Annotated in this window: 24 protein-coding genes; 9 read left to right on the top strand and 15 right to left on the bottom strand. The window is 59.0% G+C overall.

Annotation, left to right across the window (positions count from 1 at the left end):
- The 5 genes from AC2FLZ_RS19395 to AC2FLZ_RS19375 form a co-directional block, all read left to right on the top strand.
- The coding region (locus AC2FLZ_RS19395; RefSeq protein ID WP_496882621.1) for a glycosyltransferase family 4 protein at window positions 1-382 on the top strand (382 nt) is incomplete at its 5' end.
- Window positions 379-963 carry a histidine phosphatase family protein gene (locus tag AC2FLZ_RS19390; RefSeq protein WP_496715036.1) on the top strand — a complete coding sequence of 195 codons (585 nt, stop codon included), beginning with the start codon at window positions 379-381 and terminating at the stop codon, window positions 961-963. The genes AC2FLZ_RS19395 and AC2FLZ_RS19390, both read left to right, overlap by 4 nt.
- A complete protein-coding gene (locus tag AC2FLZ_RS19385; RefSeq protein ID WP_496715035.1) occupies window positions 960-2,102 on the top strand; it encodes a glycosyltransferase family protein in 1,143 nt (380 codons plus the stop codon). The genes AC2FLZ_RS19390 and AC2FLZ_RS19385 overlap by 4 nt, the downstream gene beginning before the upstream one ends.
- Complete coding sequence (locus AC2FLZ_RS19380) at window positions 2,099-2,854, top strand: polysaccharide deacetylase family protein (RefSeq protein ID WP_480554560.1); 756 nt, start codon at window positions 2,099-2,101, stop codon at window positions 2,852-2,854. Before AC2FLZ_RS19385 ends, AC2FLZ_RS19380 begins: the two co-directional genes overlap by 4 nt.
- A 10-nt stretch (window positions 2,855-2,864) precedes the next feature.
- Window positions 2,865-3,341, top strand: a complete 477-nt coding sequence (locus AC2FLZ_RS19375) for a class I SAM-dependent methyltransferase (protein ID WP_480554561.1) — start codon at window positions 2,865-2,867, stop codon at window positions 3,339-3,341.
- Here AC2FLZ_RS19375 and AC2FLZ_RS19370 read toward each other — a convergent pair whose 3' ends face one another.
- Window positions 3,342-4,484: an alpha-D-ribose 1-methylphosphonate 5-triphosphate diphosphatase gene (locus AC2FLZ_RS19370; protein ID WP_496882620.1), complete on the bottom strand. Its 1,143-nt coding sequence runs from the start codon at window positions 4,482-4,484 to the stop codon at window positions 3,342-3,344.
- 52 nt (window positions 4,485-4,536) lie between these two features.
- On the opposite strand from AC2FLZ_RS19370, the gene AC2FLZ_RS19365 reads away from it, so the two are divergent.
- A complete protein-coding gene (locus tag AC2FLZ_RS19365) occupies window positions 4,537-5,220 on the top strand; it encodes a DUF1045 domain-containing protein (protein WP_496882619.1) in 684 nt (227 codons plus the stop codon).
- On the opposite strand, the gene phnN is transcribed toward AC2FLZ_RS19365, so the two are convergent.
- The 8 genes from phnN to phnG are packed head-to-tail and all read right to left on the bottom strand — an operon-like array spanning window position 5,202 to window position 11,054.
- Entirely contained in the window at window positions 5,202-5,750 is a 549-nt protein-coding gene (gene phnN, locus AC2FLZ_RS19360; protein ID WP_480473832.1) for a phosphonate metabolism protein/1,5-bisphosphokinase (PRPP-forming) PhnN, read from the bottom strand. The genes AC2FLZ_RS19365 and phnN overlap by 19 nt on opposite strands.
- Window positions 5,747-6,430: a phosphonate C-P lyase system protein PhnL gene (gene phnL / locus AC2FLZ_RS19355; protein WP_496882618.1), complete on the bottom strand. Its 684-nt coding sequence runs from the start codon at window positions 6,428-6,430 to the stop codon at window positions 5,747-5,749. Before phnL ends, phnN begins: the two co-directional genes overlap by 4 nt.
- A gap of 22 nt (window positions 6,431-6,452) precedes the next feature.
- Window positions 6,453-7,223, bottom strand: a complete 771-nt coding sequence (phnK, locus tag AC2FLZ_RS19350; protein ID WP_480518663.1) for a phosphonate C-P lyase system protein PhnK — start codon at window positions 7,221-7,223, stop codon at window positions 6,453-6,455.
- Entirely contained in the window at window positions 7,220-8,080 is an 861-nt protein-coding gene (locus AC2FLZ_RS19345) for an alpha-D-ribose 1-methylphosphonate 5-phosphate C-P-lyase PhnJ (RefSeq protein ID WP_480605128.1), read from the bottom strand. The genes phnK and AC2FLZ_RS19345 overlap by 4 nt, the downstream gene beginning before the upstream one ends.
- A gap of 3 nt (window positions 8,081-8,083) precedes the next feature.
- Window positions 8,084-8,929, bottom strand: a complete 846-nt coding sequence (locus AC2FLZ_RS19340) for an EamA family transporter (RefSeq protein ID WP_496715032.1) — start codon at window positions 8,927-8,929, stop codon at window positions 8,084-8,086.
- Entirely contained in the window at window positions 8,926-10,017 is a 1,092-nt protein-coding gene (locus AC2FLZ_RS19335) for a carbon-phosphorus lyase complex subunit (RefSeq protein ID WP_480870837.1), read from the bottom strand. Before AC2FLZ_RS19335 ends, AC2FLZ_RS19340 begins: the two co-directional genes overlap by 4 nt.
- A gap of 3 nt (window positions 10,018-10,020) precedes the next feature.
- Window positions 10,021-10,596, bottom strand: coding sequence for a phosphonate C-P lyase system protein PhnH (gene phnH / locus AC2FLZ_RS19330; protein WP_480622836.1), 576 nt, complete (start codon window positions 10,594-10,596; stop codon window positions 10,021-10,023).
- Window positions 10,596-11,054, bottom strand: coding sequence for a phosphonate C-P lyase system protein PhnG (gene phnG, locus AC2FLZ_RS19325; protein ID WP_480624126.1), 459 nt, complete (start codon window positions 11,052-11,054; stop codon window positions 10,596-10,598). Before phnG ends, phnH begins: the two co-directional genes overlap by 1 nt.
- Before the next feature lie 103 nt (window positions 11,055-11,157).
- On the opposite strand from phnG, the gene phnF reads away from it, so the two are divergent.
- Window positions 11,158-11,868: a phosphonate metabolism transcriptional regulator PhnF gene (gene phnF / locus AC2FLZ_RS19320; RefSeq protein WP_480518651.1), complete on the top strand. Its 711-nt coding sequence runs from the start codon at window positions 11,158-11,160 to the stop codon at window positions 11,866-11,868.
- A 202-nt stretch (window positions 11,869-12,070) separates the two neighbouring features.
- Here the strand turns inward: phnF and phnE (AC2FLZ_RS19315) are convergent, their stop codons facing one another.
- From phnE (AC2FLZ_RS19315) to phnC, 4 genes are all read right to left on the bottom strand, one after another.
- On the bottom strand, window positions 12,071-13,438 hold the full coding sequence (gene phnE / locus AC2FLZ_RS19315) for a phosphonate ABC transporter, permease protein PhnE (protein ID WP_496882617.1): 1,368 nt from the start codon (window positions 13,436-13,438) through the stop codon (window positions 12,071-12,073).
- Window positions 13,435-14,316 carry a phosphonate ABC transporter, permease protein PhnE gene (phnE, locus tag AC2FLZ_RS19310; protein WP_480518647.1) on the bottom strand — a complete coding sequence of 294 codons (882 nt, stop codon included), beginning with the start codon at window positions 14,314-14,316 and terminating at the stop codon, window positions 13,435-13,437. Before phnE (AC2FLZ_RS19310) ends, phnE (AC2FLZ_RS19315) begins: the two co-directional genes overlap by 4 nt.
- 66 nt (window positions 14,317-14,382) lie before the next feature.
- Window positions 14,383-15,285: a phosphonate ABC transporter substrate-binding protein gene (gene phnD, locus AC2FLZ_RS19305; protein ID WP_480473844.1), complete on the bottom strand. Its 903-nt coding sequence runs from the start codon at window positions 15,283-15,285 to the stop codon at window positions 14,383-14,385.
- Between the two features lie 67 nt (window positions 15,286-15,352).
- On the bottom strand, window positions 15,353-16,174 hold the full coding sequence (gene phnC / locus AC2FLZ_RS19300; RefSeq protein ID WP_480554577.1) for a phosphonate ABC transporter ATP-binding protein: 822 nt from the start codon (window positions 16,172-16,174) through the stop codon (window positions 15,353-15,355).
- A gap of 161 nt (window positions 16,175-16,335) precedes the next feature.
- Here phnC and rpe point away from each other — a divergent pair, with 161 nt between their 5' ends.
- On the top strand, window positions 16,336-17,025 hold the full coding sequence (gene rpe / locus AC2FLZ_RS19295) for a ribulose-phosphate 3-epimerase (RefSeq protein ID WP_480554578.1): 690 nt from the start codon (window positions 16,336-16,338) through the stop codon (window positions 17,023-17,025).
- A gap of 61 nt (window positions 17,026-17,086) precedes the next feature.
- Here rpe and AC2FLZ_RS19290 read toward each other — a convergent pair whose 3' ends face one another.
- The gene (locus tag AC2FLZ_RS19290) at window positions 17,087-17,287 is read right to left on the bottom strand and encodes a hypothetical protein (RefSeq protein ID WP_480518643.1); all 201 of its coding nucleotides are present in this window, start codon (window positions 17,285-17,287) and stop codon (window positions 17,087-17,089) included.
- A 120-nt stretch (window positions 17,288-17,407) separates the two neighbouring features.
- Here AC2FLZ_RS19290 and AC2FLZ_RS19285 point away from each other — a divergent pair, with 120 nt between their 5' ends.
- A complete protein-coding gene (locus AC2FLZ_RS19285; protein ID WP_480554579.1) occupies window positions 17,408-18,592 on the top strand; it encodes an alpha/beta hydrolase in 1,185 nt (394 codons plus the stop codon).
- A 114-nt stretch (window positions 18,593-18,706) separates the two neighbouring features.
- Here AC2FLZ_RS19285 and AC2FLZ_RS19280 read toward each other — a convergent pair.
- On the bottom strand, window positions 18,707-18,801 hold a 95-nt coding region (locus AC2FLZ_RS19280; protein ID WP_139204741.1), incomplete at its 5' end, for an EF-Tu C-terminal domain-related protein.

Raw genomic sequence — 18,801 nt, 5'->3', positions numbered from 1 at the left:
ATTCGGAAGCCGGGTGCACTTTCTGGGCCAGCTCGACCGGGCGGCCTTGCAGAATACCTACCAACGCGCGTCCCTGCTTGTCTGGCCCGGTGTGAACGAAGCCTATGGGATGGTCTATCTTGAGGCGCAGGCGACAGGCCTGCCCGTGGTCGCACAGGATCGTCCCGGCGTTCGGGACGTGCTGGCACCTGCGGTTTACCCACCGGTTGAAGCTGGGGCCAGAGGGCTTGCCGATCACATGCAAAACCTGCTTGAGGATACCGCGCAGCGCCACGCGCTTGGGGAGAATGCGCGCAGCTATGTGGCCCGGCGTCATCTTATACCTCAGGCGACCGCGCGGTTGTGGGCGCATCTACGGCCCTTGTTGAAGGATGTATCATGACCCGTCTTGCACTACTTCGCCACGGGCATACCCACTGGAACCGCGCGGGGCGCATTCAGGGGCGCAGCGATATTCCGCTGGATGACGACGCGCGGTCTGAGCTGGCCGGGTATCGCTTGCCTGATCCATGGGCCGCCGCCGATATCTGGTCCAGCCCCTTGCTGCGCGCCAGCGAGACGGCACGCATCGTGTCTGGGCGCGCCCCGAAAACCTCGGACGCGCTGATAGAAATGAATTGGGGCGACTGGGAAGGACTTCGAGGCGTCGACCTGATCGCCGATGAAACCAGCGGGTATCGCCATATCGAAGACTGGAGTTGGGATTTTCGCCCGCCTGACGGTGAAAGCCCTGCCGAGGTCTGGACCAGGCTGCACCCCTGGGTGTCCGGGCTGCGGCAGGATACAGTCGCGGTCTGCCATATTGGCATCATGCGGGTCATTCTCGCCCAGGCGTGGCGCTGGGATTTTGATGGTCCCGCCCCCTTCAAGATCAAGCGCAATCGGCTGTATATCGTCGATATGAATACGATGACCGCAGATCCGGACCCTGTTCGCTTGATCAAACATGGGCCGCTGCCATGAAGGTGATGATCGTTGTCACGCACCTGTTGGGAACAGGGCATCTGAGCCGGGCTCTGACATTGGGCCGGGCCTTCCGGGATGACGGTCACGAGGTCATGGTCGTCTCGGGCGGGATGCCTGCGCCTCAACTAGACAGCAGCGGGCTAACCCTGTTCGGTTTGCCACCGCTCAGATCGGATGGAGCCAATTTCACGCGGCTTCTGACTGAAAGCGGTGCCGAGGCCGATGCTGATTATCATCGCGCGCGCGTGACAGCCATGGTGCAGGCGGTAAACAGCTTTCAGCCGCAAATCCTGATAACCGAGCTTTTCCCCTTTGGCCGCCGGTCGCTGGCAGCGGAATTCGACGCGAGCCTGAATGCGGCACGGGCCCTGCCTCAGCCTCCGGTCATCCTGGGATCGATCCGCGATATTCTGGCCCCGCCATCCAAACCTGCCAAGGCCCAGCGTACCGAAGATATCGTCACCCGCTTTTATGACGGCATTCTTGTTCACTCGACCGAAAGTGTCACGCCGCTTTCGGTCAGTTGGCCGGTGTCGGACCGATTGGCGGAACGGCTGCATTATACCGGCTTTGTGGCGCCGGAACTGCCTCTACCGCATCCGCAGTCCGTTGGGCAGGGCGAAATCCTTGTCAGCGCCGGCGGCGGTTCTGTGGGGCAACCGATCTTTCGCGCGGCCATCGAGGCCGCCCGCCAGATGCCCAACAGGCGCTGGCGCCTGTTGATCGGCGGGACGGATGCCAAGGCAAGGATCGCAGAGCTGTCCCAACTGGCTGAAGAAACCTCGGCAATTCTGGAACCTGTGCGCCCCGATTTTCGCCAGATGCTGCCCCATGCAGCGGCATCGGTCAGCATGTGCGGCTACAACACCGCCATGGATATTCTGCAAAGCGGAACACCCGCTGTTTTTGTCCCATTCGATGATGGCAAAGAGGTTGAACAGGGGCTGCGTGGGCAAAGCCTGTCGAGTTTGCCAGCCATCGAGGTGCTTCTCAGCCGAACCCTGAGCGGGCAGGCGTTGGCGCAGGCCGTAGAGCGCGTCATTTCAGATGGACCCCGCGCGCAGCAGGACTTCGGATTTGATGGCGCGGCCCAAACCGTGGAGATCGCCAAGCACCTGCTGGAACGGCGTAAATGAACCCGGACTGGCACCCACTTGAGGTCGAGCTGACCCATTGGCATGCAGCGGGCCTTTCGTTGCCGTTGTGGTGGCGAGACGATGACGCGATCGACCCGACACCACAGTTGGACCGGCTGTCCGATCTGGCCACGCAGTTAGGCCTGCCGGTGCATCTGGCTGTCATTCCGCACGGGGCAACCGCTGCGCTGGCCGACTATGTTGCGCACGGCGAAACTCTCATCCCTGTGGTCCACGGTTGGTCCCACACGAACCATGCGCCCGCCGGTGAGAAGAAAGCCGAGTTTCGTCTCAACCGTCCGTTGGACCAGGTTGTCGCGGATGCCGCGGCAGGATTGTCACGCCTTGGCGCCTTGTTCGGCAACACCCTGCGGCCGATGTTTATCCCTCCGTGGAACCGCATTGCACCAGAAGTCATCGAACATCTTCCATCGCTGGGGTATCGCGTTCTTTCAACGGCAACGCCCCGCAGAACAAAAATGGCGGCAGCGGGGCTTGAGCAGGTCAACACACATCTTGACCCGATTGACTGGCGGGGTTCATGCGGTCTGATCTCTCCGGACCGCCTGATCGCACAGACAGTTAACCTCCTGCGGGACAGGCGCGAAGGCCGCGCAGACAACGCCGAGCCTTTTGGAGTATTGACCCATCACCTGGTCCATGATCAGGACATCTGGGCCTTTACCGAGGCGTTGCTGAAACATCTGCTGGACGGTCCTGCCACACCCTGGGTCGCACCAAAGAACGAGTGAGGACATCGTCATGAGCCGACTGGATTCCATGCTGCGCCGACTGACGGCCCAACGTGACGGGCTGAACTGGGCAGCCGAACAGATCAGTGGCCAGCCCGGCGATGTGCTGGATATGGGTTTGGGCAATGGTCGCACCTATGACCACCTGCGAGAAATTCTGCCGCACCGCCGGATCTGGGTGATGGATCGTGTGCTGCAATGCCATCCCGAAAGCACCCCACCGGCCGAAGATTTCCTGCAAGGCGAAGCTGAACCCATGCTGCGGAAACTGATGGCCGAGGGGCACAAGATCGCGTTGGCGCATTATGATTTCGGACGCGGCATCAAACACGAAGATGTGGCCGAGGCCGCGCGCCTCAGCCCGTTGATCGCGCAAGTGATGCAGCCCGGTGGGTTGTTGATTTCCGGCCAGCCCCTTGTCGGCATCAACCAGATCAAAGGGCCCGAGACGATCGCGCCGGACCGTTACCTGTTCTATACGGCCTGATCACGCCACACGGCGACCGCGCGCCCAAACCGAGTTGAGGGCTGGCACACCCGCGCGCATCCGGAAACGGATAACATCGGCGCGGGCATTGGCGCGCAACTCGCCACGATCCTCCAGCCTGGCGGCCTGCGCCGGGGCCAATGTGACGGTCTTCATTCCACGCGCCATATCGCCCCACATTTGACCCAGCATGACCGCAGACAATAACAAGGCCGACGGCACGTAATCCGAGGACATTACGTCCAGATGCCCAAGCTCGGCCAATTCGCGGGCCGCAACATTGCCGGAATGAGAGCCACCGCGTACAACGTTTGGCGCACCCATCATAACCTTGATACCATGTTCATGACACGCCCGTGCGGCCTCCACCGTTGTGGGAAACTCAGCCAGCCGAATGCCGTGACCTGCCGAGACCTTCACCTGATCTTCGGTCGTATCGTCATGACTGGCAAGAACGGCCCCAAATCGGCGCGCGGCCTTGACGGTTTCGACCTCGTGCACATCGCCGTTGCGATCACGTAGGCTTTTCAGCTGAGCCACATGCTGAAAGAACGTATCATCGTCCATTGCATATTTGCCCTTCAGAAAGGATTCCAGCTTGCCCATGTCGCGAAACTGACGCTGGCCGGGGGTGTGATCCATGATGGACACAAGGCCGACCCTATCCTCGGGTCCAAACTCGTCCAGTTCTTCGATCAGTGTCTCGGAACACACCTCTGCCCGCAAATGCAGGAAATGGCTGATCTTAAGCGCATCCTGCTCGCGCAGTTCCCACAACTCCCGCGACAGGCCGCGGGCATATTTTCCGTACCGTCCGGCGCCGGACGGGATTGAACCAACCCGCATCGCATCGAACACACTTGTGATCCCCACGCTGGCCAGTTCCGCGTCGTGGGCCAGAATGGCGGCAGCATGGGGCCAATGTACATTGGGGCGCGGCTGAATATGGCGTTCAAGATTATCCGTGTGCAACTCGACAAGACCGGGGCTGACATAGTCGCCTTCGCAATCTATCGCACCTGCGGGAACTGCACGCCCGGTGTCAATTTCGATGATAGTGTCATCCACAATTCGAACACAGCCGGTGACGGTTTCATTCGGCAACACAAGCGTGGCATTGGCAAGGATCAAGTCTTCTGTCATCTGAACTTCACGCAATCTGAGGTATTGGAAGGCCACTTAATAGGAGGCCAATGTGACATTCACGCGATACGCGATCTATTTTGCGCCGCCCGCCGGGGCGGCCTGGACGGATTTTGCGACCAGCTGGCTGGGCTGGGACATGGAAAAGGGAACGCAGGTCGCGCATCCGATCATGGGCGGCATCGACATTGCGACCATCACTGAGGTGCCGCGCAAATACGGGCTGCACGCGACATTGAAACCGCCGTTCCGGTTGCGCGATGGCCTGACCTTTGACGCGTTGCACCAGGCGTGCATTGCGCTGGCTGCAACTCGGCAGCCTGTCACACTTGACGGTCTGGAAATTGCCCGCCTTGGACGGTTCCTGGCCCTGTGCCCGCTGGGTGAAACGCAGGCGCTGAATGCGCTGGCCGCGGCCTGTGTTCGCAACCTCGACCGGTTTCGCGCACCTGCCACTCAGGCTGAACTGACGCGCCGCCGCGCCGCCGGGCTGACCCCCGAGCAGGACGACAATCTGACCAAATGGGGTTATCCCTACGTGCTGGACGCGTTTCGATTTCACATCACGCTGAGCGGCAAACTGGACAAACCAACCCTCAAGGCAACGCAAGAAGCACTGCAAACCCATCTGAGCCCTTTGCTGCCGCAGCCCTTCCAGATCACTGATCTTGCCCTGATGGGCGAGACGGAAGATGGGTGGTTTCACCTGATCCATCGCTACGCGCTTTCCGGTTGAAGGCGGCGCAGGATTTCGGCGACCGTGTCTTCCAGCGCGCCGGAATTGTCGACTTCGATGACCCGGTTCAGACCATCCGGCAACTCCGCGTTGGCGCGACACAACCGCCGCGCCTGCTCGTCTGCGCTTTCCCGTCCCCGCGCGGACAGGCGCCGCGCCAAAACTCCGGCATTTGCCGTCAGAGAGATCACGATCAGGTCTCCAAACACCTTCTGCGCCTGTAAAAGAACCCGGCGAGAAAGATTGACCAGAACCGCATTCGCCCCCTGACGCTGTCGCAAAATCTCAGCAGGGATACCGTAGAACAGACCATGCGCGGGCCAGCTCAGCGCGAAAGCGCCTGCCTGTTCCATCTGCTGGAATTCTGCGACCGAAACCCGGTCGAAATCCTCGCCTTCTTCGCCTGCGGGGCGGGTGATCACCCTTCGCACCCGCCGGGCGCCGCGCACCTGTGCCTCCAACGCTTCCATGACACTGTCCTTGCCGACGCCCGAGGGGCCAACAATCGCTATGACAGGGGCAAGTGTCATGCCGCCAGTCCCGGCGTGAAGTCAGCGACATTGACTTCGCGGTCACAGACACGCTCACGTGCATCAAGGTCGTGGAATATCCCGACAATCGCCGCGCCACGCCCTTTTGCCTCTTCAATCAGTGACAACACGGTTTCGCGGTTCTGCGCATCCAGGCTTGCCGTCGGTTCGTCCAGCAACATCACCGGGTAGTCATGGGCAAAGCCACGTGCAATGTTCACCCGCTGCTGTTCCCCACCTGAAAAGGTTGTGGGGCTCAGGGTCCACAAGCGCTCAGGAATGTTCAGCCGCTTCAACAACCCGGCGGATTTCTCCAGCGCTTCTGTCCTGTCGCAACCGACGGCCAGCAAAGGCTCTGCCACAACGTCCAGCGTCGGCACCCGCGGCACGACCCGCAGGAATTGACTGACATAGCCCAGCGTTTCCCGGCGGAGGGTCAAGATCTGGCGCGGCTCGGCTTTTGCCACGTCCAGACCTCCTACCAACACCTGACCAGAGGCCGCCAGGTAATTGCCATAAATCACGCGCATCAGCGTGGACTTGCCCGCGCCTGACGTCCCCGTCAAAGCAACGCACTCACTCGGTTCAACCTTAAGCGACGCGTCTTCCATCACCGGGATAACGGCACCGCCCTGATTGTGCAGGGTAAAGCTTTTGCTCACATTGATCAGTTCAATCATTGCTTCACCTTTTCCCAAATACTCAAACCTGCAGAACGCTGGACACAAGCAGCTGCGTATAGGCGTGTTGAGGATCATCCAGCACCTGATCGGTCAGCCCGGCCTCAACCACATGACCATCCTTCATCACCATCAGCCGATCGGCCAGCAGGCGCACTACGGCAAGGTCATGGGTCACGATGATCGCGCTCAGCCCCATTTCACGCACCAAGCCGCGCAAGAGGTCCAGCAACCGCGCCTGAACCGAGACATCCAGCCCCCCGGTCGGTTCGTCCATGAACACCAGTCGCGGACCGGTCACCAGATTGCGGGCAATCTGCAAACGTTGCTGCATTCCGCCCGAAAACGCGGTGGGCCGGTCATCAACGCGGGCCGCCTCGATCTCGACCCGACCCAGCCAGTCAATGGCCTTGTCTCGGATGTCACCATAGTGGCGCTCGCCCACGGCCATCAGCCGTTCACCAATATTGCCTCCGGCACTAACTGACATCCGCAGCCCGTCACGTGCATGCTGATGCACAAAGGCCCAATCGGTACGGCTCAGCATCCGGCGTTCGGGCTCCGACATGGTCACCGTATCCACCGGCCCATTCGCGCGCGTGTCAAAGATCACTTGCCCTGCATCAGGAACCAGATGACCGGCCAGACAATTCAGCAGGGTCGACTTGCCCGAGCCACTTTCACCCACGATCCCCATCACCTCTCCGGGATAGAGATCAAAAGTCACATCCGTGCATCCGATCCGCGCACCATAGAGCTTTTCGATGCCCTTGGCCTGCAACAGGGCGGTCATGCCGCGTTCTCCTCGGCCAGTCGGCCCATATGGCCCGCTTCGCGGCGCGACCGGCAATAATCAGTGTCCGAACAGACAAACATTCGGTTGCCCGCATCATCCATGATGACTTCATCCAGATAGCTATCCTCGGCCCCGCACAGGTCACAGGGATGATCGGCCTTGGTGGCCTCGAACGGGTAATCCTCGAAGTCCAGGCTCACGACCCTGGTATGTGGCGGCACTGCGTAGATGCGCTGCTCGCGCCCGGCACCGAACAGCTGGATTGCATCCATTTCAAGCTTCGGGTTGTCGAATTTCGGGATCGGGGACGGGTCCATCACATAGCGGCTAGACACTTTCACCGGATAGGCGTAAGCGGTCGAGATCGCCCCGTGCTGGCTGATATCCTCATATAGCTTCACATGCATCAGCCCATATTCTTCTAGGCTGTGCATCTTGCGTGTCTCGGTCTCGCGCGGTTCGAGGAAGCGCAGAGGTTCCGGGATCGGCACTTGATAAACGATGATCTGATCTTCGCGCAACTTTGCCTCGGGGATGCGGTGGCGGGTCTGGATCACCGTCGCCTTCTCGGTTTCCTCGGTCGTCTCCACACCTGCGGTCTTTTCAAAGAACTTGCGGATCGACACCGCGTTGGTCGTGTCATCCGCACCCTGATCGATGACCTTGAGCGTATCCTCAGGCGTCAGCGCCGCGGCCGAGACCTGCACCCCTCCGGTGCCCCAGCCATAAGGCATCGGCATTTCACGGCTGGCAAAGGGCACCTGATACCCCGGAATAGCGAGGCCCTTCAGGATGGCCCTGCGGATCATCCGTTTGGTTTGTTCGTCTAGATAGGCGAAGTTGTAGTCAGACATGGGTCAACTCCGGCTCATGCGCAGAAGGATCGCACCCGCAAGGGTCAGCGCGGTTGAGGCGACCTTTTTCAGGTCGAGCCTTTCGTTTAGGAAGGTCACGCCGATGATCAGTGCAAAGATGATCGAACACTCGCGCAAGGCAGTGACCAACGCGATGGGCGCTTGGGTGAAAGCCCAGACAACCAGAACATAGGCGGTGAATGAGGCCGCGCCGCCAAGGACCGCCAGCCGCCAAAGGCTGGCTGCCCGCCGCAACAACCCCGGTCGCGCAACCCGCGCCACCAGGGCAAAGCCCAGCGCATTCGCCGCCGTCAGCGTGCCGAAGAAGCCCAGCGCTGTTCCCGCAATGCGCGCGCCTTGCCCGTCGACGATGGAATAGGCGGCGATGAACAACCCAGTGATCAGCGCCAGCCCTGCAGCAGCCATATTGAAATTGCCATCCGCGCGCCGCACCAGCGCGATCGAGGCTATCCCGACCGAGACCATTGCCATCGCCAATAGCTCGGCCTGGCTGAACGTAACCCCAAAGAACAGCGCCGTACCAAGCGCAACCAAGAGCGGCGAGGCACCGCGTGCGATCGGGTAGACCTGGGTCAGGTCGCCGATCTTGTAGGCCTGAATCAGAAACAGCTGATAGCCCAGATGCAGCCCGATGCCTGCCAGCAGGTAGGGCCAGCACGTCCAATCGAGCGGCTGGGCAAACGGCAGAAGAAGGAGGCCGGACAACCCCTGCCCCATCACCACAGCCGTCATCGCGGCGCTTTTGTCCGACCCACCCTTGACCAACGCGTTCCACGTGGCGTGCAGCAGCGCTGCCAGCATTACCACCAGAAAGACAAACCCGCTCATTCCGCAGCCTCCTTTGACGTGATCCGCGCGTCAGCCTCGCGGCGCAGTTTGCGGACCAGTTCAAGCTCGGACTGGAAATCCACGTAATGCGGCAGCTTGATGTGTTCGAGAAAACCGGTCGCCTGAATGTTGTCCGCGTGGCTCAGAACAAATTCTTCATCCTGCGCAGGCGCGCCCAGATAGTCTTCGCCCAGTTCCTTCCACCGCAGCGCGCGATCAACCAAAGCCATCGCGATGGCCTTTCGTTCGGATTGACCAAAGACCAGACCATAACCGCGCGTGAACTGAGGCGGCTCGGTTTTTGAACCCTTGAACTGGTTCACCGTCTCACACTCGGTCAGTTCGACCTCGCCGATATCGATGGTAAACCCCAACTCAGGGATGTCCATTTCAACCGCAACCTTGCCGATCCGCAATTCACCCACAAACGCGTGGTTGCGCGCGTAACCGCGTTGGGTGGAATAGGCCATGCCCAGCACGAAACCCTCATCTCCGCGTGTCAGCGATTGCAGGCGCAACGGGCGACTGGCAGGGAATTCCATCGGTTCGCGCGTCAGGTCGCCGGGGGGTTCATCACTTGCCGGTTCGTCCTGAATGAGGTCCTCGTCCTTCAGGAATTCGGTGATATGCGGCGTCGGTTCCTGCCGTGCAGGACCTTCCGGAGCATTCGGGACATCACCATTCGCGGCCAGTTTGAAATCCAGCAAACGGTGCGTATAGTCGAAAGTCGGCCCCAGAACCTGCCCTCCGGGCGCATCCTTGAACGTGGCCGAAATCCGGCGGTCGCAGGCCATCTCACCCGTTTCGACCGGATTGGAGTAGCCAAAACGCGGCAGCGTCGTGCGGTAGGCGCGGATCAGAAAGATCGCCTCGATCAGATCGCCCCGCGCCTGCTTGATCGCCAGCGCAACCAGGTCGGGGTCATATAGCGAACCTTCCGCCATGACCCGGTTCACTGCAAGGCTCAGCTGTTCCCGGATCTGCGCAAGGCTCAGTTCAGCCACATCGGTCGCACCCCGGCGCTCTTCGGCCAGCCAGGCATGGGCGTTCTCGATGGCTTTTTCGCCCCCTTTGACAGCAACATACATCGCTTAGGTCTCCGACGTGATCTGCGTGCTGCGGGGCAGGGCCGCAACCCTGTTGCCACAGGTAAAAAAGAAATCGCACCCCAGAGGATAGAGCATCGCATTCCCCTGAAGCGCCGGAACATCCGGCAGCGACAAGCACGCGGTCTTTTTGATGCCGGGGCCGCTCAGAACGGCACCGCACTGCTCTAGCCGGTCGCATTCCACAATCAGGGTTGCAGAACGATCCGGGTATTCCGGCGTTCCGATGCGATAGGCGTTAAGCGGTCCCAATGCGTTCCATGTGCCAACGGCAAAATCAGCCTTTGCTGCGGATACGAGCGGTGCGCCCGAGTGGAAAGTCAGCCAATTGCGGATTGCTTCGGTATCGGTGCCTCCGGCCAGATGAACCCTGGTCTCGGGGTCGCACAACGTCAGCAGCAGTGTACCAGCCGCCACGGACAGGGGCGCTGGGGGTTCGCCGCCCGACAGGACACGTATGTAGCCCGGGCGCGCCATAACGGTCATCGCAGCGCGGAACGCATGTGCGGCATCGACAGGTGCGTTTTCAAAGCCCCCGGAAAACTGTGTTTGCGCGGCCATCAATCTTCCCCCCGAACCAGCGTGAAAAACTCAACCTTGGTGGCCGCTGCCTTGGCCGCGCGTGTGCTTTTGACCGCCTGCATTTGTTGCTGAAGCGGGTCGAGCAGCCGCGCCTGTACCTCATCTGCCGCCGCGGTCTGCATCATCGCATCAATCAACGCTGCGGCTTCGGCCTTGGGTTTCGACCTGCCCTGAACATAACCGTGACCAACCGTTCCATCCTGCAACACCACAGAACAGCGCGTGACCGTCATTTCGCCCATATTGAACGGCGCTCCGGTACCACCGGTGCGACCGCGCACCATCACGCTCCCGACCTCGGGACGGCGCAGCCAGTCAAAGCTTGGGCGGGTCTCAATCCCATCCCACAAGGTCATCAGGGTGTCGTCAGGTGCACGGGCCAGCAAACTCATCCAATCCCTGCGCGCCCCGGTCGCGATTTCTGTCTGATCTGTCATCAAAGCCTCTTGGCCGGGTTGTCTATTTGAGCTATACAACTAGACAAATATTAGCCTGCGTGCGCGCAACACGCAATCTCCAACTGTGTGAAGATTTGATGACATGAGCAAAACGCCGATCTGGAAAAGCATCGCCTTGCGCCTGACCTCGGACATTGCCGAAGGGCGGTATCAAACCAGTGACCGCCTGCCGACCGAAGCGCAGCTGGCCGCCAAATACGGTGTCAATCGCCACACAGTGCGGCGCGCATTGGCCGACATGTCGGAACAAGGTCTGGTTCATGCCCGGCGCGGTGCGGGCGTTTTTGTGGCCGCGCGGCCAACCGACTATCCGATTGGCAAAAGGGTTCGATATCACAAGAACGTCTCGGCCAGCGGCAAGATACCGGGAAAGAAAATTCTGGCCCTGACGACACGCGCGGCAGATGAAGCCGAGGCCGAAGCACTGGGTCTGAGCAAAGGCGACCCGGTGCATGTCTATGACGGGTTATCGCTGGCGGATGGGCAGCCCATAGCCGTTTTTCAAAGCGTCTTCCCGGCAGAACGCTTTCCAAACCTGTTACAGGCGCTGACCGAGACCCAGTCAGTAACAAAAGCCCTGCAACGCAGCGGTATCGCGGACTACACCCGCATCTCGACCCGATTGACCGCGCGCGGCGCGACAGCAACGCAAGCCCTTCACCTGCAACTGTCCGAAGGTGCCCCGGTGCTGTTTTCGGTCGGCATCAACGCGGACCCGGACGGCAGACCCGTCGAATATGGCCGAACCGTATTTGCTGGTGAGCGTGTCACGCTGACGCTGAACGAAGAGTAAACCACAACCCCTGCCGCTCGACCTCGACCTCCTGCCGGGGGTCGCATCCCGTTGGGCATGGTGCGAAAATCGGTTCAGCTGCCTTTCGGGTCAGCATTATTCTGAATATGGGATGAACGGTAATGGAATAAGCTCTGTGACGCTTCTTCAAACGGTTGCGCCGCACTGAACCGAGCTGTTTTCTTGTCACTCCAAACCCGGTTCAGGGCAACAGGAACGGTTTGGGGTCGGGCGTGCGCGGCCAGCGCTTTTTACCCGCCTTACCCTCGATCAGACGACGGCGCAGCCAGCCCGAAAACCAATCCATCAGCATCACCATCAGAATGATCAGGATGATGTAATAGGCGACCTCTTCCCAGTCTTTCTGCGTGATGATTGCCTGCGTCAGCAGTAACCCAATGCCGCCGCCCGTGATTGCACCGATCACCGTCGCACTGCGGGTGTTGGATTCGAGGAAATACAAAAGCTGGCTCAGCAAAACGGGCGTAACCTGAGGGATAACGCCAAACCGATACCGTTGCGGGGCGTTTGCACCCGTGGACTGCACACCTTCGATCTGCTTCTGATCCACATTTTCCAACGCTTCCGAGAAGATCTTGCCGAATGTTCCGGTGTCCGTCACCAGAATGGCAAGCGCACCGGTCAACGGGCCGGGACCAAAGGCGCGAGCCAGAACCACAGTCCAGATCAACGCATCCACGCCGCGCACAAAGTCGAATACACGGCGCGTAGCAAAGCGGATGGATGTTATCCGGTTGAAATTGCGCGTCGCAAGGAAGGCCAATGGCAGGGCCACAATCGCCGCGCCAAACGTGCCCAGAAATGCCATCAGCATCGTCTCGAAGATGGCCCAGGCCACATCCTGATGGCGCCACATCTTGTTGGTCCAGAAATCATTAAAGATCGCGCCCGCCTCGCCCGACGCCGCGAGTCTGGCCAGTTCCGGGAAGGACTTGCCGAAATAAGGGCTGTCCAGCGTGAACCAGAATAATTCCCAACCTGTGAAATAGCGAAACACCTCGGACCGGTTGCGGGTGACAGTCAAACGACCTGCGTCCGTGGTCACAGACAGCCGGTTTTTAGAGACGTTGATCCACTCAGGAACTTCGCCCTCCGGCAACTCCGTCTGTACACCGGCCGAACGCGTTGGTGTTGCGCGAATGGTGCCATAGCCGGGAATGTCATATTCCACCGTCTGCGAACCGAAACGCACGACATGGCCCTTTTCAAGGTCGATCACAGTTGTCTCGCCCAGCGCCACCCACTCCGGGGCCTGCCCTTCAGGATATGCCCCCTTGCGCTCACCCTCGATGGCGGCTGAAACTTCACCGGTGCGATTATCCCGCGCGATATGCGTTTTGTAGCTATAGCTGTCAGCCACCAGCGTCTTGCCATTTGCCCAGTTTGCGCGCCCCAGAAGGCCCGACACGTCAAAAACAAAAAAGACATAGATCAGATAGACGAAAACCAGAGCAGGCAACCCGAAGTTCATCAGCCTCTTGCGGTTGAACAAGCGATCTGCTTCGGCTTTGAGGTCATCGACAGTCAGATTGGTTGCGAAGGTGCTCATGCCAAAGCTCCTTTTTCCGAGCCATGGGTCAGACGGTCGCGCAGGTAGCCAGACAGCTGGTCGACGACCACGATTGTCACGAACAGAAGGATGAAGATGGCCGCGGCTTCGTCATAACGCCCCTGCCCCCAGGACATGGCATTGCGAAGCTCGTAACCCAGACCGCCTGCCCCAACAAATCCAAGAATGGCCGAGGCACGGATGTTGATCTCGAACCGCAGCAGCGCGTAGCTGACATAGTTCGGCCCGACCTGCGGAATCACCCCCAGATACATCCGCTGTGACCAGTTGGCACCCACGGAATGCAGCCCATCCACCGGTTTCAGCGAGGCGTTCTCGTTCACCTCGGAAAACAGTTTGCCTAATGCGCCAGCAGTGTGAATCGCGATGGCGATCATCGCGGGAACCGGGCCACCGCCCAGAATGAAGATCAGAACCAACGCAATTACGATCTCGGGAATGGCGCGGCAGATGTCTGATATTCGGCGAAACAGCGGGATCAATGACGGCCACAGCGCCATGCCGCGTGTCGACATCAGGGCGAAAAACGTTCCGACAATTGTGCCGACAAGCGTCGCCGCCGCCGCGATGTTGATTGTCTCGACCAGGGCTGGGAAGAACGAGACCAGATTGGCTGGCATTTCGGCAATCTTTTCCCCCGCTTCGGACAGAACCTCTTTGGGGTAATCAAGGATACGGTGCCAGCCATCGACAAAGCTGCCGGCATTCCGATTGTCGGCTGTGCGAAACCCTGCCGCCATCAACGACAGGAACAGGATCAGGAGGATACCACCATAGACCCGCTTGCGCCGTGTCATCGCTGTATAGTCGTTGCGGATCTGATCGACGGATAAGGACCCTGCGGTAAGGTCTGTCATGGAATGCTCCTGAAGGGAAAACGGGGTCCGGTACATCGCCAGACCCCGATCATTGGATATGCAGTCTTAGTTGGACTTCAGCTTGCGCGCTTCTATGATGACCTCGTAGGCCTCATGCGTGATAGGATCAAAGCTCTTGGCCTCACCCGCGGCCACGCCGTAGAAACATTCGCGGTCTTTTTCATCCAGCGTGTTCCACAATTCGGTAACCTGAGCTTTGACATCCTCGGGCAGAGCCTTGCGCAGTACAACCGGACCTTCCGGGATCGGTGCCGATTTCCAGATCTGGACCAGATCGTTCATGTCGACCAGACCAGCATCCACAGCGCGGCGCAGTGCGCCCGACTGATAGCCGTCTTCCCACTCGCCGAGACCATCGGCCCAGGTCACACCGCCATCTACGTCACCGTTGTTCACCGCAACGATGGTCTGCTCGTGACCGCCGGTGAATTTCACCTCAGCAAAATAGTCACCCGACTCCATGGTTGCTCCGGTGGCCTGGGGAATCTCAATCGACGGGATCAGATAACCCGAGGTCGAATTCGGGTCGCCAAAGCCGAAAACCTTGCCCTTCATGTCCTCAAGTGAGGTGATGCCGCTGTCCTTGTGTGCAAACCCAACCGAGTAATAGCCGTAGCCGCCATCGGTGTTCACCTTGACCAGTACCGGCTCAACCGCGTCGGGGTCGCTCAGATAGGTTTTGGCATAGCCCGACGCACCCAGCCAGGCGACATCAATCGTGCCGCCCAGCAGCCCCTGAATCACTCCGTTATAGTCGGCAGGGGCAAACAGTTTGGTCGGAACGCCCAACAGTTCTTCGGTGTATTCGCGCAGACACTCGTTTTTGCTCATCCGGTCCTGAGCGTTCTCGCCACCCAGAATGCCGATGCGGAATTCGCTGATTTCTTCGGCCATGACCGGTGCAGCCAGTGTTGTGGATGCGACCAAGGCAGCAATCAGTTTTTTCATCTGTCTCTCTCCAGTTTGATAACCCCGGCCTCTCACCGGGCCGGGCGATGAAAGGGGTTGGGATGGCTCAGATGGTTGCTTCTGCTTCCATCAGCGCCTTTCGCGTGGCGTCGAGCGTTTCGATTTCCGTTGATGTCGCTTCTTCCGAGAAGCTGGCATCGGCGCCATAGATCTCGCGGGCGACGCCTGTGGTCAGTTGCTCGGGCAGCCCATCGAAGACGATGCGCCCGTCGCGCATCCCAACCACGCGGTCGCAATAGCGACGTGCTGTGTCCAGCGTGTGCAGGTTGGCGATGACGGTACGGCCATCTTCTTCGTGGATGCGGCGCAGCGCCTGCATCACCACCTGTGCATTCATCGGGTCCAGCGAGGCAATTGGTTCATCCGCCAGAATAATCCTCGGGTCCTGCATCAGCGCCCGCGCAATCGCCACGCGCTGTTGCTGGCCGCCCGACAAGGCCTCGGCCCGTTTCGGAGCGTGTTCCGCAATTCCCAACCGGTCCAGAATGTCGATGGCACGGTGAATTTCATCCATCGGGAACAGGTTGAACATAGCGGCCAGCGTCGAATGACGGTTGAGCGTGCCATGCAGCACGTTCGAAACCACATCCATGCGCGGCACCAGGTTGAACTGTTGGAAGATCATCGCGCAATCAGCCTGCCAGGCGCGTTTCTCACGGCCTTTCAGTTGGGTGATGTCCCGACCCTCAAACAGGATTTCGCCTTCGCTGGCATCCGTCAGGCGGTTAATCATCCGCAGCAGGCTGGACTTACCCGCGCCCGACCGTCCGATGATCCCGATCATGCACGGCCTGTCCACATCCAGCGTCGCGGCATTCACGGCAACATTGTCACCAAAGCGTTTGGTCAGTTTCTTGATACGCAGCACGTGCCACCCCCAATTCGTGTTGGCGGACTGCTACAGATGCCGTTCAAAGGATATGTGTCAGCGTAGTGAAAGTTTTGTAACGCCCCGGCGCGCGGGGGGTATCCATCGCTCCGCCTCACGGGTATACGCATCCGCGACTCTTCAGCTGACACGAGGCCAATATGAGCTTTGACCGCACCATCAAGATCGCGCCGTCCATTCTGTCCGCCGACTTTGCCAATTTCGGGCAGGAAATTCAGGCCATCGAAGCGCAGGGCGCGGATTGGGTCCATGTTGACGTAATGGACGGCCATTTCGTCCCGAACCTGACCTTTGGCCCGCCAGCCGTCAAAGCCTTCCGCCCGCATGTAAAGACGGTCATGGACGTGCACCTGATGATCACGCCGGTCGATCCATACATTCAGGCCTACGCTGATGCAGGCGCTGACATTCTGACCGCGCATGTCGAGGCGGGGGCCCACACCCACCGCACGCTGCAAGCAATCCGCGCCGCAGGCATGAAGGCAGGCGTCGCCTTGAACCCGGGCACCCCGGCTGAGGCGGTCGAACACCTGCTGGACCTCACCGATCTGGTCTGCGTCATGACCGTGAACCCCGGCTTTGGTGGCCAGAAGTTCATCGACATGACCAGCAAGATCCGCAAATTGCGCCAGATGATCGGTGACCGCCCGGTGCATATCGAGATCGACGGCGGTGTTGATCCCCAGACAGCACCCCTTGTTGCCGCAGTGGGGGCTGATGTGCTGGTCGCAGGGTCGGCTGTCTTCAAGGGCGGTTCGGTGGATCAACCCGAGGTATACGGTCAGAACATCCGGGCCGTTCGGGCAGCGGCGGAAACCTCTCTGGGCTAAAACTGGCGTCCGTTTATTAGCACGCTGGAATTCACTTATTTTAAAGCTCAGCCGGTTTCGACTAACGCAGAAACGGGCTGAGCTTTTTCAACCGCGCTTGCGGCAATGCCAAACGCTGAGCCAAATCAACATCCCCATCCAAAAGCGCGCGGCAAATCTCTCCCTCCAACTCATCTGCGATACGTAGCAACAAAAGGGCAGCTTCAGTGGCAGTTTCGGGTTGGCCGATAGCAGTTTTCGGGTGCAAATTATTTGTCGACATCTGTGGCATTATCTTCAGTCCCGGTTAGCCTCGCGATTGAGCTTACCCGTTCACGAACAACGGCACCGTTGACTTATCGTTGTTATATCGTTGAATTTTAACACAACGATGGAGGCCTGCATGAGGCAATGGGAATTAAATCCAGACGATGGCACACTTTCATCGGACCAGGGTAATTCCTCAGTGTCACCCAAAGCATCCGAAGTTCTGGCCTTTATGATTTCTCAGACAGGCGTCGTTCTGTCCAAGGAAGAAATTCTAGCGGCGGTCTGGCAGGATTTGAACGTGAACCCGGATCTGGTACGGGAATACATCTTTGAAATCCGAAAAGCGCTCGGCGATAGCGCCAAAAATCCGCTCTATCTAGAGACCGTGGGGCGACGTGGCTTCCGCCTATTGGGCGCGATATCCATAAAACCGGATGAAGAGCCAAGCTCAGGCAACGGAGTTCCAAATGGTCAACCGTCCTCTTTGCCGCCAGTAAAGTTCTGTCGTTCCTATGACGGAACATCCATAGCTCATACCGTTTCTGGTGAAGGTTATCCTTTGCTGATCTCAGGAAGCTGGATGACACATCTAGAGCAAGACTGGCAAAGCCCAGCTTTTGGCGACTATATTCGACACCTTTCACAACATTTCTCTGTCATCCGTTATGATCAGCGCGGAAATGGGATGTCTCAATGGAAAGATGTCGACATCAGCTTTGACCGCATGGTCGATGACATGGAAGTTGTCGTCGACGCCTACGGCTTTAAAAACGTGGCAGTTTTGGGATTGTCACAGGGTGCGTCCGTTTCGGTGGCATATGCTCTTCGACATCCCGAACGCATTTCCCACCTTATCCTCAGCGGGGGGTATCCGCGGGGACGCAGACAACGTGGAAATGAAGTTGAATTTGAAGAAAGCGAAGCCCTCGTAAAACTGATCCGTACCAGTTGGGGTAACGATAACCCGGCAATCCGCCAAATTTTGACAACGATGTTCATGCCGGATGCCACCAAAGAAGAAACACAATGGTTCAACGAATTTCAGAAGCTTTGCGGGCCAGCTGAAAATATTGCCCAATTTCGCGCGATGTTTGACGATATTAACGTAATCGATATGTTGCCGGATGTCACAGTACCGACTTTGGTGCTCCACAGTGATATGGACGCTGTGGCACCACTTTCTGAGGGGAAGCTGCTGGCCTCAGAAATCCCAAACGCGTCATTTGTCCAACTAAGCAGTCCGAACCATTTACTTTTTGAGACCGAACCGGACTTTTCCAGAATGATGAAAAATATAAACGATTTTATCCGAACCTGAGAAAACCCTACGATCTATTGCATTCATCACACTCTTAGGGACAACAAGCGCATAGCGACAGAAAAAGGGCGCCCCGAAGGGCGCCCTTTCCGTCTAAACATTCGCTTGTGCGAATTATTCAGTAATCTTCGACACGACGCCGGCGCCGACGGTGCGGCCGCCTTCGCGGATGGCGAAGCGCAGGCCCTGCTCCATCGCGATCGGTGCGA

This window comes from Ruegeria sp. YKSF131, from assembly GCF_059612645.1.
The sequence above is the reverse complement of the archived record's forward strand: the minus strand, read 5'-3'. Positions and strand labels throughout refer to the sequence as shown.

Bases quoted from the DNA above. Each gene is read 5' to 3' on its own strand.
- phnH (WP_480622836.1), bottom strand. From the start codon at position 10,596: ATGGCCGCGCAAACACAGTTTTCCGGGGGCTTTGAAAACGCACCTGTC.
- phnN (WP_480473832.1), bottom strand. From the start codon at position 5,750: ATGACACTTGCCCCTGTCATAGCGATTGTTGGCCCCTCGGGCGTCGGC.
- AC2FLZ_RS19335 (WP_480870837.1), bottom strand. From the start codon at position 10,017: ATGTATGTTGCTGTCAAAGGGGGCGAAAAAGCCATCGAGAACGCCCAT.
- AC2FLZ_RS19290 (WP_480518643.1), bottom strand. From the start codon at position 17,287: ATGTCGACAAATAATTTGCACCCGAAAACTGCTATCGGCCAACCCGAA.
- phnG (WP_480624126.1), bottom strand. From the start codon at position 11,054: ATGACAGATCAGACAGAAATCGCGACCGGGGCGCGCAGGGATTGGATG.
- AC2FLZ_RS19380 (WP_480554560.1), top strand. From the start codon at position 2,099: ATGAACCCGGACTGGCACCCACTTGAGGTCGAGCTGACCCATTGGCAT.
- phnE (WP_480518647.1), bottom strand. From the start codon at position 14,316: ATGACAGACCTTACCGCAGGGTCCTTATCCGTCGATCAGATCCGCAAC.
- AC2FLZ_RS19375 (WP_480554561.1), top strand. From the start codon at position 2,865: ATGAGCCGACTGGATTCCATGCTGCGCCGACTGACGGCCCAACGTGAC.
- phnD (WP_480473844.1), bottom strand. From the start codon at position 15,285: ATGAAAAAACTGATTGCTGCCTTGGTCGCATCCACAACACTGGCTGCA.
- AC2FLZ_RS19340 (WP_496715032.1), bottom strand. From the start codon at position 8,929: ATGAGCGGGTTTGTCTTTCTGGTGGTAATGCTGGCAGCGCTGCTGCAC.
- rpe (WP_480554578.1), top strand. From the start codon at position 16,336: ATGAGCTTTGACCGCACCATCAAGATCGCGCCGTCCATTCTGTCCGCC.
- AC2FLZ_RS19390 (WP_496715036.1), top strand. From the start codon at position 379: ATGACCCGTCTTGCACTACTTCGCCACGGGCATACCCACTGGAACCGC.
- phnK (WP_480518663.1), bottom strand. From the start codon at position 7,223: ATGACCGCCCTGTTGCAGGCCAAGGGCATCGAAAAGCTCTATGGTGCG.
- AC2FLZ_RS19385 (WP_496715035.1), top strand. From the start codon at position 960: ATGAAGGTGATGATCGTTGTCACGCACCTGTTGGGAACAGGGCATCTG.
- AC2FLZ_RS19370 (WP_496882620.1), bottom strand. From the start codon at position 4,484: ATGACAGAAGACTTGATCCTTGCCAATGCCACGCTTGTGTTGCCGAAT.
- AC2FLZ_RS19285 (WP_480554579.1), top strand. From the start codon at position 17,408: ATGAGGCAATGGGAATTAAATCCAGACGATGGCACACTTTCATCGGAC.
- AC2FLZ_RS19345 (WP_480605128.1), bottom strand. From the start codon at position 8,080: ATGTCTGACTACAACTTCGCCTATCTAGACGAACAAACCAAACGGATG.
- phnF (WP_480518651.1), top strand. From the start codon at position 11,158: ATGAGCAAAACGCCGATCTGGAAAAGCATCGCCTTGCGCCTGACCTCG.
- phnE (WP_496882617.1), bottom strand. From the start codon at position 13,438: ATGAGCACCTTCGCAACCAATCTGACTGTCGATGACCTCAAAGCCGAA.
- phnL (WP_496882618.1), bottom strand. From the start codon at position 6,430: ATGATTGAACTGATCAATGTGAGCAAAAGCTTTACCCTGCACAATCAG.